The sequence below is a fragment of the Acidocella sp. genome (assembly GCF_035535915.1).
Lineage (GTDB): Bacteria > Pseudomonadota > Alphaproteobacteria > Acetobacterales > Acetobacteraceae > Acidocella.
This window is the reverse complement of record NZ_DATLPB010000007.1, coordinates 13,214-28,036: the sequence shown is the minus strand read 5'-3', so window position 1 is coordinate 28,036 and position 14,823 is coordinate 13,214. Positions and strand designations below refer to the sequence as shown.

Genomic DNA, 14,823 nt, shown 5'->3' with positions numbered 1-14,823 from the left:
GTCCGCAAGGATCGCGACTTCGTGGTCTATGACGCGAAATCCGGCGACGATATCACCCGCGCCGTCCTGACACAGATCATTGTCGAGGAAGAGGGCAAGGGTCACGCCATGCTGCCGACGAATTTCCTGCGCCAGCTGATCGGCTTTTACGGCGGCAATGTGCAGAACATGGTGCCGCGCTATCTCGAACAGGCGCTGAGCAATTTTGCCCACCAGCAGGAAACCATGCGTGAAACGATGAGCAAGACGCTCAGCCCGTTCATGCCGCCGGGCATCGAGGATATGAGCCGGAAGAACCTCGCGATGATGGAACGGGCGATGCACCTGTTCACCCCATTCTATCGCGAGGGCGAAACCACGCCGGTAAGCCAGGCCTCGCAGGAATATCAGGAGGAGATCATCAGCCTGCGCGCCGAGGTCGAGCGGCTGCAGCAACAACTGGCCGCGCTGCGCGCCGCGCCGAAGAAAGCGGGATGAGATATTGCCGGCACCGCTTGCGTGCCGGCGCCGTGCGGGATCACTTTTGCACGCCATTCGAAGCTAGGTTCTGGTCGCTTGACATGCGATGCGCTAGAGACGTGGCCATGAGAACGATTGTTTCGGGTACTGCCCTGCTTTTGTCACTTGCCGCCGCGCCGGCCCTGGCCCAGATGGCTCCCGGACTGGGAACGGGCCCCCTGGGTGGTGGCGACATGATCGGTGGCAACGCCCCGCGGCAGAGCGTGCCGAATATCGCGCCGGCCGGCGTGCCCGGGGCGGTGACCACACCGCTCGCGACCGGGCCGAGCCTGCAAAAAGACATCGGCGACCCGACCACCGCCTTGTTCAACGCCATCAACAAAAACGATTACGGCGCGGCGCAGGGCGCGGTGAGCCGCGGCGCCAATCTCAACGCTCAAAATCCGCTGGGCGAGACGCCGCTCGATCTGTCCGTGGCGCTGAACCGCTCTGCCATCACCTTCATGCTGCTCGCCGCCCGCAACGAGGCGGGCGACAGCCCCAGCGTCCCGCAGGCGCCCAGCCCTCATGCCGCGCGGGTGCCGACCGTGACCATCTCCGACCACACCAGGGCACCACGCCCGCAGCCGGTGCCGGTGATGAGCAACGACCCCGGCACCCCGGACCCTGCCGCCGGATTCCTCGGGTTCAACCCGACGAAGTAAGGAAGGAAGCGGCCGCTTTTTAAAAAAAGCGGCGCAAAAACTTTTATTATGCTGGGCCGTGGGTTGTGGCAGCGCCAACGCCCATGACCCAGCATAATAAAAGTTTTTTTGCTACTTTTTGTTCACAAAAAGTAGCGCTTGCTTGCCTTGCCTAAAAAGCCGCGTCTTCCATTTCCATCATCACCGCCGCACCCGACTGGATGCCGGCGAGCAGCGCTCCGCTCTGCGGCAGCAGCCTTTGCATGAAGAATTTCGCGGTGGTGAGCTTAGCCTTGTAGAAACGCTCCTCCGCCCTCGGCAATGAGAGCTTCGCCATCCGCGCCCACATGAAGCCGAGCGCGGTGAGCCCGAACAGGCGCAGATAATCCGCCGAGGCCGCGCCGATCTCGTCGTGATCCGACATGCCGGTTTCCATGACATACCCGGTCGCGATTTGCAGATTTTCCAGCGCGCCGCGCAGCGGGGTGACGAAAGGCGCCATCTCCTCGTCCTCGTTCGCCGCGATGAAGTCCAGCACCGGGTCGAGGAAACGGGTGAGCAGCCGCCCGCCTTCCTGCGGCAGCTTGCGGCCCACGAGGTCGAGCGCCTGCACGCCGTTGGTCCCCTCATAGAGCATGAAAATCCGCGCATCCCGGACATACTGCTCCATGCCGTGATCGCGAATATAGCCGTGCCCGCCATAACATTGCATCGCCATCGAGGCGATTTCGAAGCCGAGATCGGTGAACATGGCTTTGACCACCGGCGTCAGCAAGGCGGTGAAATCGTCGGCGCTCTGCTTGGCGTCTTCGTCTTCGGAGCGGTGCAGAATGTCGATCTCGCGCGCCACCCAGCCGGAGAGCGCGCGACAACCTTCGATATAAGCGCGCATGGTCAGCAGCATGCGCCGCACATCGGGATGCACGAGGATCGGGTCCGCGGGCTTGTCGGGATATTTTGCGCCGTTCAGCGCACGGCCCTGCAGGCGCTCACGCGCGTAATTCACCGCGTTCTGGTACGCGACCTCCGCGACGCCCAGCCCCTGGATGCCGACCGAGAGCCGCTCGATGTTCATCATCGTGAACATCGCGCGCAGGCCCTGATGCGCCGCGCCGACCAGCCAGCCCTGGGCGCCTTCGAATGCCAGCGAGCAGGTGGCGGAGGCCTTGATGCCCATCTTGTGCTCGATCGCGGTGCAGGTCACGCCATTGCGGGCCCCGAGCGAACCGTCTTCCGCGACCAGGAATTTCGGCACCACGAACAGCGAAATGCCCTTCACCCCCGGCGGCGCGTCCGGCAGCCGCGCCAGCACCAGATGAACGATGTTTTCCGTCAAATCATGCTCGCCGGCGGAAATGAAGATCTTGGCCCCAGTCAGCGCGTAAGACCCGTCTCCGTTCGGCACCGCCTTGGTGCGCAGCAGGCCGAGATCGGTGCCGCAATGCGCCTCGGTCAGGCACATCGTTCCGGACCATTCGCCCGCCGCCATCTTCGGCAGAAACAGCCGCTTCTGTGCCGCGGTGCCATGCTGCGACAGCGCCAGATACGCGCCGTGCGTCAGGCCGGGATACAGGCCGAAGGCGACATTCGCCGAGCACATCATCTCTTCGACGCACATCGACACCGAAACCGGCATGTTCTGGCCGCCGAACTCCTGCGCCGCGGACATCGACGTCCAGCCGCCACGGCAAAAGGCGTCGTAGGCCGCCTTGAACCCGGCGGGCGTGCGCACCACGCCATTCTCGAAGACGCAGCCCTCGAGATCGCCGGTCTGGTTGAGCGGGAACAGCACGCCTTCGGTGAATTTCGCCGCCTCCTCCAGCACGCTGTCGACCAGCTCCGGCGTGAACTCGGCCGCATCCGGCAGATCGGCGATCGCTTTGTCCTCATGGAGTTCATGCAGGACGAACCGCATATCTTCCAAAGGCGCCAGATAGATCGGCATGTTTCGCTCCCTAATTGCGCAACGGTTTTCCCGTATCGATGATGCTTTTGATCCGCGCCTGGCTTTCCCTGGTGCGGATCAATGCCATGAATTTGGTGCGTTCCAGCGCCATTACGTCGGTTTCGCTCAGCTCGTCCAGATAATCGTTCCCGCCGCCGCTTAAGACTTCTGCCAAAGCGGTAGAGACGGTGACATCGTGGTCCAGTGCCAGCCCACGCTTGTAAAAGCCGTCCACCGCCATGCGCAGCGCGATCAGGCCGGACGGCCCCGGCAGGCGCAGCGGAAGCGGTTCGGGTTTGCGATAATCCGCCGCCAGCGCCAGAGCCTTCGCCTTTGCGTCCGCCAGAAGCCGGTCGCGATTCATGGTGATGCCGTCGCGCTCGGACAGGAACTTCAGCTCCTTCGCCTGGTGCGCCGAGCGCGACACCGTGGCGGTGGAAATGATCTCGAACACTTTCGCCACCGCCGGCATCGGCCCTTTCGGGGACCGTTTGTCATACTGCCAACGCGTCAGCATCGTCGCGCATCCGCCCCAGGCCGGCACCACGCCCACCCCGGCTTCGACCAGGCCGATATAGCTCTCCGCATAAGCCTGCACGGCACTGCAATGCAGCAGCAGCTCGCAGCCGCCGCCCAGCGCCCGCCCGGCGGGTGCTGCCACCACCGGGAACGGCGCATAACGCATCGTCAGTAATAGTTTCTGGCCGTCCTTGATGGCGTTTTCGATTTTGCTCCACAGCCGGATGTTCGCCATCATCTGCACCATGCCGATATTCGCGCCTGTGGAGAAATTCGTCTTGTGCGGCGCCTCGCGCAGATCGTCGTTATAGAGCACCAGCGCCTTATGGTTTTGCGCCGTCAGCAGCAGGGCCTTTTCCAGCACGCCGAGAATGTCGCCATCGAGCATGTTCAGCATCGACCCGCGCAGTTCCGCATGAATTTCGAAACAGAGCACGCCGTCGCCAAGATCCCAGACCGACGCGTTCTTGTTGCCGATCAGCGGCTTTCCCGCGGCGCGCTTGATGTCGTCGAGGAGCAAAATGCCCGGCGCGCGACGGATCGGCCGGTAGGTGCCATCCGGCGCGAATTGCCGCAGTTCCGCGCCCTGCGCCTGGTAGAATGTGCCGTTGCCCACCAGCTTCAGGAGCGGCGGCACGGCCACCCTAAGCGCGCCCAGGCGCGCCGCCACCCATTCCGCGCCCAGCCGGTCGATCAGCTCGAACGGGCCGTACTTCCAGGTGTAGCCAAGCCGCATGGCGGTATCGATATCGGCGATGTCATCGGCGATCTCCGGCACCAGGGACGCGGCATAGGCCAGCACGCGCCCCAGCACGCCCCAGGCATAGCGGCCATATTTGCTCTCGGCGTCGAGGAGCCGCTTCAAATCCTTGCGCGCCTCTTTCAGCAGCGGCAGCTCCGGCTTCACCGCCGGCCGCCAGGCAAGGTCGCCTTGCACGGCGCGCGGCAAATCCAGCGCCAGTTTTTCCCGCTTGCCCGCCGCGTCGGTGCCACGGCGATAGAATCCGCCTTTGCCCTTGTTGCCGGTATAGCCTTCGGCGATCAGTTTTTCGATGACATGGGCATCGCGATTCATCGCATGGAACGCGTCGCCCGGCGGCAGAAGCCGGCCCATCGAGGCGTTGACCTGCGGCGCGAGATCGATGCCCACCAGATCCAGCAGCCCGAAAATCCCGGTGGAGGGAAAGCCGAGCGGCTTGCCGAGCACGGCGTCGGCCTCCTCCACCTCGAGCCCCAGCTCCTGCGCCAGGACGAGGGCGCATTGGATCCAGTACGCGCCGATGCGGTTGGCGATGAAGCCCGGCGTGTCCTTGCAGGGGACGGCAGTCTTGCCGAGCCTCTCGTCCACGAACGCCCGCAGCGCGGCGAAAGTCTCGCTTTCGGCCCCGACCATTTCCAGCAGCCGCATATAGCGCGGCGGGTTGAAGAAATGCGTGATGCAGAAACGCGCCGCGAAATGCTGCGGCAGCCCGGCGGTGAGCTCACGCAGCGGAATGGTCGAGGTGTTCGAGGAGATCACCGCGCCCGGCTTGCAGACCGTCTCCAGCCGCCGATACAGATCCTGCTTCACCTCCAGCCGCTCGACCACCGCCTCGATGATCCAGTCGCACCCACCAAGCTGGGCCAGATCGTCCTCGATGTTCCCGGGCGTGATCAGCCGCGCCGCCCGGGCGCTCATCAGCGGCGCCGGATCCATTTTTTTCAGCCGTTCGATGGCGCCTTCCGCCACCGCGTTGCGGCTGGCCGCACCCGGCTGGACGATGTCCAGCAGCATCACCGGCACGCCCGCATTGGCGACATGGGCGGCGATGCTCGCCCCCATGACGCCGGCGCCGATCACGGCGACGGAACTGACCATGTCACACCGCCTCCAGCACGGTGGCGATGCCCTGGCCGCCGCCGATGCATTGCGTCGCCAGCGCATAGCGCTTGCCCGTGCGCTTCAGCAGCGAAGCCGCCTTGCCCACGATGCGCGCGCCGGTCGCGCCCAGCGGGTGGCCGAGGGCAATCGCCCCGCCATCGAGATTCACCTTGGCCGGGTCGAGCTCGAGGTCCTGGATGCAGGCTATGGCCTGCGCGGCGAACGCCTCGTTCAGCTCCACCACATCGAGATCCGCAATCTCGATGCCCGCGCGCGCCAACGCCTTGCGCGACGCGCCGACCGGGCCGATGCCCATGATGTCCGGCGCGCACCCGGCGACGGCGACGGATTTGATCCGCGCGAGTATTTCCAGCCCGTGTTCCCGCGCATAACCCTCGGCGCAGACCAGCACGGCGGAAGCGCCGTCGGTCAGCGGCGACGAGGTGCCCGCGGTCACCGTGCCATCTTTGGCGAAAGCCGGCTTCAGCCCCGCGAGGTCCGCCGCCGTGGAGTGCGCGCGGACGCACTCATCCTGCTCGACCCGGCCCGTGCCGTCGGCAATCGGCACGATTTCCGCGGCGAAATGTCCGGCCGCCTGCGCCGAAGCCGCCTTGCTGTGGCTCTCCAGCGCGAACGCCTCCTGCGCGGCGCGGGTGATCTGCCAGCGCCGCGCCACGTTTTCAGCCGTGTCGCCCATGCCGATATAGGCGTCCGGCCTGGCGGCATGGAGACGCGGGCTCGGCAACGGGTTGAAGCCGCCCATCGGCACCCGGCTCATGCTTTCCACCCCGGCGCAAATGAACGCCTCGCCGCTGTTCATGCGGATGGCGCCGGCGGCGATATGGATGGCGCTCATCGACGAACCGCAGAAGCGGTTCACCGTGACGCCGCCCACGGCCAGCGGCAAATCCGCGAGCAGCCCGACCATCCGGGCGACGTTGAGACCTTGTTCGCCTTCGGGAAAGGCGCAGCCGAGAACCAAATCTTCGATATCGGCCGGCGCCACAAAGCTGCGCGCCACCAGTTCCCGCACCACCAAAGCCGCCATCTCGTCCGGGCGCGTACGCGCCAGCGCGCCTTTATGCGCCGGCGTAAACGGCGAACGGGCATAGCCTGCGATCACCACTCCGGTCATTCAACGCTCCTCCGCTCGTCATTTTTACCGTCAGCAATGACCCAATCGGTAAAAAAGACAAGGAAGGCTTCTTTTTGTGAACAAAAAGAAGCAAAAAACTTTATTATGCTGGGCTATGGGCTGTGTCAGCGACAACGCCCATAGCCCAGCGTAGTAAAAGTTTTTGCGGCGCTTTTTTCAAAAAGCGCCTGCTTTCTTTCTTAAACTGTCCGGCGTAATGCCGCCGGCACGCCGGCGATCGACTGGTCGATCATCGCCGCATCCGTGGCGGCGCCGAAATTGTCATGCAGCAGCCGGGCGCTGGCGGCCGTGGCGATGTCGATCGCCGCCGCCCGCACTTCCTTCAGGGCGGCCGCTTCCGCCGCGGCGATGCGCTCCATGGCCATCCGCTCGCGCCGCTTGGCTGTGGCTTCGGCCTCGGCGGCCAGCGCCGCCGCCATCCGCGCCGCCTCGGCGGTGGCGGAGGCGAGGATCTGCTCCGCGTCTTTCGCCGCCTGTTCCTGGGCGGCCTTGGCATCGCGCAGCATCGCCTCGGCCTCGGCCTTCAGCTGTGCCGCTTCGTCCAGCGCGTCCTGCACCTGCTTGGTGCGCGCATCGAGCAGGCCGACCAGGGCACGAATGATTTTGCGCCCGGCCAGAACGGCGAAAATAACCACCGCGATGAAGACCCAGAATACGCCATGGGTCCAGAAATCGCTTTGTAACGCCTGATATTCCATGTGCCTATGCCGCCTTCCGCGCCGCCAGGGCGTCGTCCACGCGCTGGCCGATCTGGTCATCCTCCGGCGCCGTGCCGGTGAGGCGAACCAGGATGGTCTGCGCCGCCTGTTCGGCGACCGGCTTGATCGCCGCCATCGCCTGGGCGCGGCCCGTGGCGATCTGCGCCTCGGACTGCGCCAGTTTTTCCTCTAACTTGGCGTGCAGCGCGGCGGCGTTGAGCGCCGCCTCCGCCTTCGCCCGCTCCACCGAGGCGGCAACCTGTGCCTGGGCGGCATGGCGTGCCTGCTTGAGCGTCGCGTTCACTTCCTGCGCCGCCTGGTCGGCGGCGGTCTTGGCCGCGCGCGCGGCGGTCAGATCCCGTTCGATCGCCGCGGCGCGGTTGGCCAGCACCTTGCCCATCTCCGGCAGCGCCCAACGCGACAGCAGGAGATACAGCACGACCATGATCACCGCCATCCACCCCAACTGGTCCAGGGTGAGCGGATTCTTGAGATCCATCTGCGGCAGCGTCCCATCCGCCATGGCGGCGGTGGGCGCGAGGCTCAGCAGAGCGATGGCGGCGAAACGGCGCATCAGGTGAACAGAATGACCAGCGCGATGACCAGCGCGTACAGCGCCACCGCTTCGGTCAGCGCGAAGCCGAGCAGCACGTCGCGGAACATGGCGTCACGGGCTGCCGGGTTGCGGCCGACCGAGGACACGAACGAGCCGAACAGGTTGCCGATACCGACACCGGCGCCGGCAACGCCGATGGTGGCGAGGCCCGCACCGATATCCTTGGCAAGAAGGGCGGCTGACTGAGGATCCATAAACTCTTTTCCTTTCGAGAGATTTCTAACCGGGAATGACCAGTGCAACTGATCAGTGCATATGCACGGCGTCGTGCAGATACAAACAGGTGAGGATGGCGAACACATAGGCCTGAAGCCCCGCCACCAGCAATTCCAGAGCCGCGAGCGCCACGTTCAGTCCCAGCGGAATAACCGCGGCCACCGCGCCGACCACGCCGAGACTGGCGGTCAGCAGCAGCATGAAGCCGGCGAACACCTCCCACATCACGTGGCCCGCCGTCATGTTGGCGAACAAACGCACCGAGAGCGAAACCGGCCGCGACAGATAGGAAATGATTTCGATCGGCACCAGCAGCGGCAGCAGCCAGACCGGCACGCCCGCCGGCACGAAGAATTTGAAAAAGCGAAAGCCGTGCGTGTAGAATCCCACCCCGGTCGAGAACAGGAACACGAACATGGCCAGCGTCAGCGTCACCGCGATATGGCTGGTGAACGCGAAGAAATACGGGAACAGGCCGATCAGGTTGCCGAGCAGGATGAAGCTGAAAATGGTGAAGACCAGGGGGAAGAACTTGCGCCCCTCCGCGCCGATCGCGTCCAGGCACATGCCGTGCACGAATTCGTAGAGCAGCTCGACCAGCGCCTGGATCCGGCCCGGCACCAGCGCGCCGCCGCGCAGGCCGATCGCGAACAGCAGCACGATGATCACGGCACTGGCCAGCATCGCCTCGTTCGAGTTCGTGAAATTCACGGCATGGCCCAGTGGCCCCAGCCCGGTCATCAGGCGGAATTGTCCGAGCGGGTCGATCGTTGGGCCTGCCATAATTATTCCTCGTCAGCCGTCTGTTTCGTTCCAGCCGCGCGTACCAAGTTGCGCAAACCGGCCACCATACCCACCGGCACCATCAGAACCATCAACCACGGCGAGGTGTGAAAGAGCCTGTCCAGCCCCCACCCGATCGCCACGGCGATGACCATGGCGGCCACCAGCTCAACCCCCAACCGCATGGCAAGATTGATCGCGCGCTCCGCCGACCCGGCGCTTTTGTGCGCCGTGTCCCGCTTCGCCTGACCCTTCGCCGCTGCCTGCGCTGCCGCAAGCCGCTGCTCAAAAGTCTCTTTATCCCGACCGTCGTTCATGCGCCTTTTTCAGCGGTTCTGCGCCGCCTGGAGTTTCCGCGGTTGCTACCGATCACCCCAATCGCTGTCAAGAATAGGCGGCGACACTGCGTTACATTCCCGGAGAGCCGCGCCGCCATGCTTCAGCCCGCCCGCTCCCAGCCGGTTGCCGTCTGCTTCCAGTAAGTCATCGCGTGGCCGGCCTGCTTGGCCTCCCGCCAGCGCGCGCGCGCCGCCGCTACCGCTTCCGCGTCATTGCCGTCGAACAGGTCGAACACGCGCTTATAGGCCTCGAGCGCGGCCGGCGCCCCGCCGATGCGGAACAAAAACGCCGCCCCCGCCGGATTGACCTCCTGCGCGGCTATGAAAATCGGCTGCCATTCCGGGTGCGGCGTGGCGGCGGTGCCATGCGGCAGCCAGTCCGGGGTGGCGCAGCGCCATAGCGCCGCATCCAGCGCGGCCACCTCAGCCTCGTCCGGGCACAGCACCAGCGCCCGCTCGCCCGCCTGCAATGTACGCCCCAGCAACGGCGGCAGCGCCGCCGCGATATCGCTCCGGGTCAGGTGATAAAAGCCGAGCTCGGTCATTCCTCGATGCTGATGCGCGGCCCGGCGCCGGCCGCCTGGCCGAGGGCCGGGCGCAGCCGCGCGGCGATGCCGGCAAAGGCCCGCGCCGCGTCGCTTTCCGGGGCCGAGGCGGCCACCGGCGTGCCGGCATCGCCGGTCGCGCGGATCTCTAGCAGTAGCGGCACCTCGCCCAGGAAGGGCATGCCGATGCGCGCCGCCTCGGCCGCCGCCCCGCCATGGCCGAAAATATCGCTGCGATGCTGGCAGTTCGGGCAGCAGAAATACGACATGTTCTCGACGATGCCGAGCACCGGCACGCGCACCTGCTCGAACATCTTCACGCCGCGCCGTGCGTCGATCAGCGCAATGTCCTGCGGAGTGGAGACGACCACGGCCCCGGCGAGCTTGGCCCGCTGCGCCAGCGTGAGCTGCACGTCGCCGGTGCCGGGGGGCATATCGATCACCAGCACGTCCAGCGCGCCCCACGCCACCTGGCTCAGCATCTGGTTGAGCGCCCCGGTCACCATCGGCCCGCGCCACACCATCGCGGTTTCCTCCTCGACCAGGAACCCGATCGACATGCAGCGCAGCCCCCAGGCCTCCAGCGGCAGCATCTTGCCGTCCTTGACCTGCGGCTTGCGGTTCAGCCCGAGCATGCGCGGCAGCGAAGGGCCGTACACGTCGGCATCCAGCAGCCCCACCTGCAGCCCGCTCTGCGCCAACGCCACCGCAAGGTTCACCGCCACCGTCGATTTGCCGACACCGCCTTTGCCGGAGGCCACCGCGATCACCGCCTTCACCTCGGGCAACACGACATCCGCCTGCGGCGCGGCGGGTGCCGGCGCGGGCGCGGGCTTTTGCGCGGTCAGCACCACGGAGGCGTTCCGCACCCCGGGCAAGGCGGAAAGCTTCGCCTCGATCTCGCGGCGCAGCGCCTCGTAACGGGGCGCCTCCTCGCGTTTCACCGCCAGGCTCACCTGCACCAGGCCGCCCTGGACGTGAACCCCGTCAAGCATGGTCTTGAGGTCGAAGGAGGCGAGCGCCGCGCGGATATCGTTTTCGGTCATGGCGCATGGTTTAACTCAGGCTCCGTCCCTGTCCAGACCCTTGCACAGAGCGCGCCGCGACCGCACACTTCTTATCATGACGAAATCCACCTGCCTGCTCTCCGCCCTCCTGCTGCTCGCCGGCTTCGCGGCGCACGCAGCGCCCCCCGAGCCGCCGGCCCTGGCGGACCTCGCGGCAAAAGTAATGCCCGCCGTGGTCAGCATCGCCAGCACCGATCCGGTGAACGATACGCAGCAAGGCGCGCTGGGCGGTAAGGATGGCGACGCCTACCATCCGACCGGCGACACGCCCACCGCCGGCTCGGTCCTGCCGCCGCCGCGCGCCGAGGAAGCATTGGGCTCGGGCTTCATTTTCGATCCCGCCGGCTATGTGCTGACCAACAATCACGTGATCGACGGCGCCGCCTCGATCACCGTTACCTTGCAAGATGGCACGCTCCTGCCGGCCACCCTGATCGGCCGTGATGCGGCGGCCGATCTCGCGGTGCTGAAGATCGATGCCGGGCATAAGCTTCCCTTCGTGACCTTCGGCAATTCCGCCAAATTACGGGTCGGCGACTGGGTGCTCGCCATCGGCAACCCGTTCGGCCTGCCCGGCAGCACGTCGGCCGGCATCGTCAGCGCGCTGAACCGCGACATCAATGAAGGCGTCTTCGACAATTTCATCCAGACCGACGCGGCGATCAATCGCGGCAATTCCGGCGGCCCGCTGTTCAACCTGCAAGGCCAGGTGATCGGCGTGGATTCGGCGATCTACTCGCCCTCCGGCGGCTCGATCGGCATTGGCTTCGCCATCCCCTCCGCCATGGCGATGCCGGTGGCGTATGAGCTGAAGGCGACCGGCGGCATGATTCGCGGCTGGCTCGGCGTCGACACGCAGGAGGTCACGCCGCCCATCCAGCGCCTGCTCAGCCTGCCCAACACCGCCGGCGCGCTGGTCGGCGGCGTGGCCGCCAACGGGCCGGCAGAGGGCAAATTGCAGCCGGGCGACGTGCTGGTCTCGCTCGCCGGCATCCCCGTGACCAACCCGCGCGCGCTGCTCATCCAGACCGCGGAAGTCCCTGCCGGGCAGAGCATCGCGGCGCAGTTCTGGCGCGACGGCAGCGAGCGGCAGACCACGATCACCCTGACCGTGCCGCCGACCCAGACCGATGGCACGCTGCACAATAGCCTGCCTCCGACGCCGCCGGTGGACGTGGCAGCGCTCGGCCTCACGGTCGCGGCCCGGCCGGCGCCGGCCGGCGTCTCGGTAACCGCGGTCACCGATAACGGCCCGGCCGCGAAAGCCGGCATCGTCGCCGGCGATGTCATCGAAGCCGTCTCCGGCCAGACCGTCGCGACCGCCACCACCCTGCAGGACCAGCTGAAGGCGCTGGACGCAGCGAACACGAGCGTGGCGACCTTGCTGGTGAGCGGCGACGTTGCCGATGGCAGCGATCCGGGGCCGCGCTGGGTGCCGGTGCCGATCCAAAAGTAAGTAAGCGGCCGCTTTTTGAAAAAAGCGGCACCAAAAACTTTTGTTTATGCTGGGGCATGGGCGTTGTCGCCGACACAACCCATGTTTTAGTATAACAAAGTTTTTTGCTACTTTTTGTTCACAAAAAGTAGCGTTTCCTTCTCGCTTTCCTAAACCGCGCGCGTCAGCTCGTAGAGCGCCACCGCGCCGGCGGCGGACACGTTCAGGCTTTCCATGCCGCCGGGCATCGCCAGCGCGGCGATTTCATCGCAGGTTTCGCGCGTGAGCCGGCGCAGGCCTTCGCCCTCGCTTCCCAGCACCAGCGCCACGCGGCGCCCGGCGAAGGACGCGCCGTTCAGCCGGTTCGGCACGCTGCCATCCAGCCCGACCACCCAGACATCGGCGGATTTGAGCACGATCAGGGCGCGCGAAATATTGACGATGCGCAGCAGCGGAATCAGTTCGAGCGCGCCGGAGGCCGCTTTGGCCAGGGCCCCGGTCTCTTCCGGCGCGTTGCGCTCCTGGGTGATCACCATCGCGGCGCCGAACGCCCGCGCGGTGCGCATCAAAGCGCCGACATTGCGCGGATCGGCGATCTGGTCGAGCACCAAAATCGGTCCCGGCCGCTTCAGTGCGTCAAGAAGCGGCGGCGCAATGAGCTGGTCGGTCAGCAGGGCCACGCCCTGATGCACGATGCCGCTGCCCGGCCGGGCGCCGAGCAACTGGTCGATGCGCTCGCGCGGCACGATTTCCGGCTGGATCGGCCAGGGCGTCGGGCATTCCGCCGTCAACGGGGCCTGCGCCTCTTCGGTTACCACCAGCCGGCGCAGCCGGCGCGCCGGATTGGCCAGCGCCGCCGCCACCGCATGCGTGCCGTACAGCCATACCGCCCCCGCCGGCACCGCCGACGCGCGGTCACCGCGGCCATGCCCGCCACGGCTGCGCTCTGGCCCGTGCGGCCGGCGGCCCTGGCCGCCGGAATCCGCGTCCGCCCGGCCACCGGACAGGCTCAGGCGGCGGCCCGAACCCTCGCCGTGGCTTTGCGGGCGCGCGCCGGGCCGGCCGTTGCGGGATTTGGGGGGACGATTTTGTGTCATGGCACGTTCACTATCGCCGGGCCTTTCCGTTGACAACCAAAGCCCGATCGGAGAAAGGACAGCGCATACGGAAGGGTGCCCGAGTGGCTAAAGGGGGCGGACTGTAAATCCGCTGGCGTACGCCTACGTTGGTTCGAATCCAACCCCTTCCATACTGCTTCGTGTTCGGTACTGGCCGTCTCATTCCCCGCGTAACCCGATTTGCATCTGGGGCTGGTGGGGCGAAGGACCAAAGGTTCCAACGGTGCATCGCACCGTTGGAAAGGTCCTGAGGGGGCCAGGTGCAAATCGGGTTTTAAAAGACTCTCTGCGGGTGTAGCTCAACGGTAGAGTCCCAGCCTTCCAAGCTGGTTGTGCGGGTTCGATTCCCGTCACCCGCTCCATGGGTTTCGCTGCCGCTCCGGCGTTTTCGCCAGAACGGGATGCAAAACCGTCATAGACGGCTCCGCCCGGCGGCCGGATATGAGACGAAGACTTGACAGCGGGCGCGCCAACGTGTGGAACGCGCGCTTGTCGCTGGTGTGGATTTTTAGGGGCGTAGCTCAATTGGCTAGAGCGCCGGTCTCCAAAACCGGAGGTTGAGAGTTCGAGACCCTCCGCCCCTGCCATCCCACCCGGCAACATCATGGCTGTTTTGGAGTCGGCATTGGCGTTCAACCTGGTGAAATTCATGCGCGAAGTGCGCGCCGAGGCGGCGAAGACCACCTGGCCCTCGCGCAAGGAAACCGTGCAGACCACGGGGCTGGTGCTGGCCATGGTGATTGTAACGGCTGTGTTTTTTCTGACCGTTGATCAGCTCATCGGCGCCGGCATACGCGCCCTGTTCGGCGGCGGGAGCTAAGGAACAAAAATGGCCAAGCGTTGGTATGTATTGCACGTCTATTCCGGGTTCGAGAAGAAAATCGCCACCCAGATCAAGGAACAGGCGGAGCTCAAGGGCCTGACCGACCAGATCGGCGAGATCGTCGTGCCGGTCGAGGAAGTAACCGAAGTGCGCCGGGCGCAGAAAGTAAACACCGAGCGCAAATTCTTCCCCGGCTATGTGCTGGTGCACATGGACATGTCGGACGACGCCTGGCACCTGGTGAAGGACGTGCCGAAGGTCACCGGCTTCCTGGGCAGCAAGACACGGCCGACGCCGATCTCCGATGCCGAGGCCGAGCGTATCATGAAGCAGGCCGAGGAAGGCACCGAGACGCGCCGCCCGGCGGTGGTGTTCGAGGTCGGCGAGCAGGTGCGCGTGGCCGACGGCCCCTTCACCAGCTTCAACGGCGTGATCGAAGAGGTCGACGAGGACAAGGGCCGGGTGAAAGTTTCGGTCTCGATTTTCGGCCGCTCCACCCCGGTGGACCTCGAATACGGCCAGGTCGAGAAGCTCTAAACTTGCAATTTGCCAGCCCCCGCC

16 protein-coding genes and 3 tRNA genes are annotated in these 14,823 nt (G+C 65.7%); 8 read left to right on the top strand and 11 right to left on the bottom strand.

The window, feature by feature from the left end; all coding sequences use genetic code 11:
* Together VNC39_RS00915 and VNC39_RS00910 are read left to right on the top strand one after the other, a co-directional pair.
* Nucleotides 1–477, top strand: a 477-nt coding sequence (locus VNC39_RS00915) for a polyhydroxyalkanoate synthesis repressor PhaR (protein ID WP_325395251.1), incomplete at its 5' end; no start/stop codon positions are given.
* A 107-nt stretch (nucleotides 478–584) separates the two neighbouring features.
* Nucleotides 585–1,163 carry an ankyrin repeat domain-containing protein gene (locus tag VNC39_RS00910; RefSeq protein ID WP_325395249.1) on the top strand — a complete coding sequence of 193 codons (579 nt, stop codon included), beginning with the start codon at nucleotides 585–587 and terminating at the stop codon, nucleotides 1,161–1,163.
* A 151-nt stretch (nucleotides 1,164–1,314) separates the two neighbouring features.
* Here VNC39_RS00910 and VNC39_RS00905 read toward each other — a convergent pair whose 3' ends face one another.
* From VNC39_RS00905 to VNC39_RS00860, 10 genes are all read right to left on the bottom strand, one after another.
* Entirely contained in the window at nucleotides 1,315–3,087 is a 1,773-nt protein-coding gene (locus VNC39_RS00905; RefSeq protein WP_325395247.1) for an acyl-CoA dehydrogenase C-terminal domain-containing protein, read from the bottom strand.
* Nucleotides 3,088–3,097: 10 nt separating this feature from the next.
* Nucleotides 3,098–5,464 carry a 3-hydroxyacyl-CoA dehydrogenase/enoyl-CoA hydratase family protein gene (locus tag VNC39_RS00900; protein WP_325395245.1) on the bottom strand — a complete coding sequence of 789 codons (2,367 nt, stop codon included), beginning with the start codon at nucleotides 5,462–5,464 and terminating at the stop codon, nucleotides 3,098–3,100.
* A gap of 1 nt (nucleotide 5,465) precedes the next feature.
* The gene (locus VNC39_RS00895) at nucleotides 5,466–6,602 is read right to left on the bottom strand and encodes a thiolase family protein (RefSeq protein ID WP_325395243.1); all 1,137 of its coding nucleotides are present in this window, start codon (nucleotides 6,600–6,602) and stop codon (nucleotides 5,466–5,468) included.
* Nucleotides 6,603–6,802: 200 nt separating this feature from the next.
* Nucleotides 6,803–7,321 (bottom strand): F0F1 ATP synthase subunit B, encoded by a 519-nt coding sequence (locus VNC39_RS00890; RefSeq protein WP_325395241.1) that lies wholly within the window; start codon nucleotides 7,319–7,321, stop codon nucleotides 6,803–6,805.
* Between the two features lie 4 nt (nucleotides 7,322–7,325).
* A complete protein-coding gene (locus VNC39_RS00885; protein WP_325395239.1) occupies nucleotides 7,326–7,895 on the bottom strand; it encodes a F0F1 ATP synthase subunit B in 570 nt (189 codons plus the stop codon).
* Nucleotides 7,895–8,131: an ATP synthase subunit C family protein gene (locus VNC39_RS00880; RefSeq protein ID WP_325395237.1), complete on the bottom strand. Its 237-nt coding sequence runs from the start codon at nucleotides 8,129–8,131 to the stop codon at nucleotides 7,895–7,897. Before VNC39_RS00880 ends, VNC39_RS00885 begins: the two co-directional genes overlap by 1 nt.
* A 52-nt stretch (nucleotides 8,132–8,183) precedes the next feature.
* On the bottom strand, nucleotides 8,184–8,936 hold the full coding sequence (locus VNC39_RS00875) for a F0F1 ATP synthase subunit A (RefSeq protein ID WP_325395235.1): 753 nt from the start codon (nucleotides 8,934–8,936) through the stop codon (nucleotides 8,184–8,186).
* Between the two features lie 2 nt (nucleotides 8,937–8,938).
* Complete coding sequence (locus VNC39_RS00870; RefSeq protein WP_325395233.1) at nucleotides 8,939–9,253, bottom strand: AtpZ/AtpI family protein; 315 nt, start codon at nucleotides 9,251–9,253, stop codon at nucleotides 8,939–8,941.
* Nucleotides 9,254–9,375: 122 nt separating this feature from the next.
* Nucleotides 9,376–9,819 (bottom strand): DNA polymerase III subunit chi, encoded by a 444-nt coding sequence (locus VNC39_RS00865; RefSeq protein ID WP_325395231.1) that lies wholly within the window; start codon nucleotides 9,817–9,819, stop codon nucleotides 9,376–9,378.
* A complete protein-coding gene (locus VNC39_RS00860) occupies nucleotides 9,816–10,865 on the bottom strand; it encodes an Mrp/NBP35 family ATP-binding protein (protein WP_325395229.1) in 1,050 nt (349 codons plus the stop codon). Before VNC39_RS00860 ends, VNC39_RS00865 begins: the two co-directional genes overlap by 4 nt.
* Nucleotides 10,866–10,941: 76 nt before the next feature.
* Here VNC39_RS00860 and VNC39_RS00855 point away from each other — a divergent pair, with 76 nt between their 5' ends.
* Entirely contained in the window at nucleotides 10,942–12,342 is a 1,401-nt protein-coding gene (locus tag VNC39_RS00855; protein ID WP_325395228.1) for a trypsin-like peptidase domain-containing protein, read from the top strand.
* A 149-nt stretch (nucleotides 12,343–12,491) separates the two neighbouring features.
* On the opposite strand, the gene VNC39_RS00850 is transcribed toward VNC39_RS00855, so the two are convergent.
* Nucleotides 12,492–13,418: a TrmH family RNA methyltransferase gene (locus tag VNC39_RS00850; protein ID WP_325395226.1), complete on the bottom strand. Its 927-nt coding sequence runs from the start codon at nucleotides 13,416–13,418 to the stop codon at nucleotides 12,492–12,494.
* A 69-nt stretch (nucleotides 13,419–13,487) separates the two neighbouring features.
* Here VNC39_RS00850 and VNC39_RS00845 point away from each other — a divergent pair.
* From VNC39_RS00845 to nusG, 5 genes are all read left to right on the top strand, one after another.
* Nucleotides 13,488–13,570: transfer RNA gene (locus VNC39_RS00845), tRNA-Tyr, on the top strand.
* A 157-nt stretch (nucleotides 13,571–13,727) separates the two neighbouring features.
* A tRNA-Gly gene (locus tag VNC39_RS00840) sits at nucleotides 13,728–13,801 on the top strand.
* A gap of 148 nt (nucleotides 13,802–13,949) precedes the next feature.
* A tRNA-Trp gene (locus VNC39_RS00835) sits at nucleotides 13,950–14,026 on the top strand.
* A gap of 17 nt (nucleotides 14,027–14,043) precedes the next feature.
* Entirely contained in the window at nucleotides 14,044–14,259 is a 216-nt protein-coding gene (secE, locus tag VNC39_RS00830) for a preprotein translocase subunit SecE (protein WP_325395224.1), read from the top strand.
* A 9-nt stretch (nucleotides 14,260–14,268) separates the two neighbouring features.
* Nucleotides 14,269–14,799 carry a transcription termination/antitermination protein NusG gene (gene nusG, locus VNC39_RS00825; RefSeq protein ID WP_325395223.1) on the top strand — a complete coding sequence of 177 codons (531 nt, stop codon included), beginning with the start codon at nucleotides 14,269–14,271 and terminating at the stop codon, nucleotides 14,797–14,799.
* Nucleotides 14,800–14,823 lie beyond the last annotated feature (24 nt).

Coding starts and splice junctions, on each gene's coding strand:
- VNC39_RS00910 (WP_325395249.1), top strand. CDS start 585: ATGAGAACGATTGTTTCGGGTACTGCCCTGCTTTTGTCACTTGCCGCC.
- VNC39_RS00905 (WP_325395247.1), bottom strand. CDS start 3,087: ATGCCGATCTATCTGGCGCCTTTGGAAGATATGCGGTTCGTCCTGCAT.
- VNC39_RS00900 (WP_325395245.1), bottom strand. CDS start 5,464: ATGGTCAGTTCCGTCGCCGTGATCGGCGCCGGCGTCATGGGGGCGAGC.
- VNC39_RS00895 (WP_325395243.1), bottom strand. CDS start 6,602: ATGACCGGAGTGGTGATCGCAGGCTATGCCCGTTCGCCGTTTACGCCG.
- VNC39_RS00890 (WP_325395241.1), bottom strand. CDS start 7,321: ATGGAATATCAGGCGTTACAAAGCGATTTCTGGACCCATGGCGTATTC.
- VNC39_RS00885 (WP_325395239.1), bottom strand. CDS start 7,895: ATGCGCCGTTTCGCCGCCATCGCTCTGCTGAGCCTCGCGCCCACCGCC.
- VNC39_RS00880 (WP_325395237.1), bottom strand. CDS start 8,131: ATGGATCCTCAGTCAGCCGCCCTTCTTGCCAAGGATATCGGTGCGGGC.
- VNC39_RS00875 (WP_325395235.1), bottom strand. CDS start 8,936: ATGGCAGGCCCAACGATCGACCCGCTCGGACAATTCCGCCTGATGACC.
- VNC39_RS00870 (WP_325395233.1), bottom strand. CDS start 9,253: ATGAACGACGGTCGGGATAAAGAGACTTTTGAGCAGCGGCTTGCGGCA.
- VNC39_RS00865 (WP_325395231.1), bottom strand. CDS start 9,819: ATGACCGAGCTCGGCTTTTATCACCTGACCCGGAGCGATATCGCGGCG.
- VNC39_RS00860 (WP_325395229.1), bottom strand. CDS start 10,865: ATGACCGAAAACGATATCCGCGCGGCGCTCGCCTCCTTCGACCTCAAG.
- VNC39_RS00855 (WP_325395228.1), top strand. CDS start 10,942: ATGACGAAATCCACCTGCCTGCTCTCCGCCCTCCTGCTGCTCGCCGGC.
- VNC39_RS00850 (WP_325395226.1), bottom strand. CDS start 13,418: ATGACACAAAATCGTCCCCCCAAATCCCGCAACGGCCGGCCCGGCGCG.
- secE (WP_325395224.1), top strand. CDS start 14,044: ATGGCTGTTTTGGAGTCGGCATTGGCGTTCAACCTGGTGAAATTCATG.
- nusG (WP_325395223.1), top strand. CDS start 14,269: ATGGCCAAGCGTTGGTATGTATTGCACGTCTATTCCGGGTTCGAGAAG.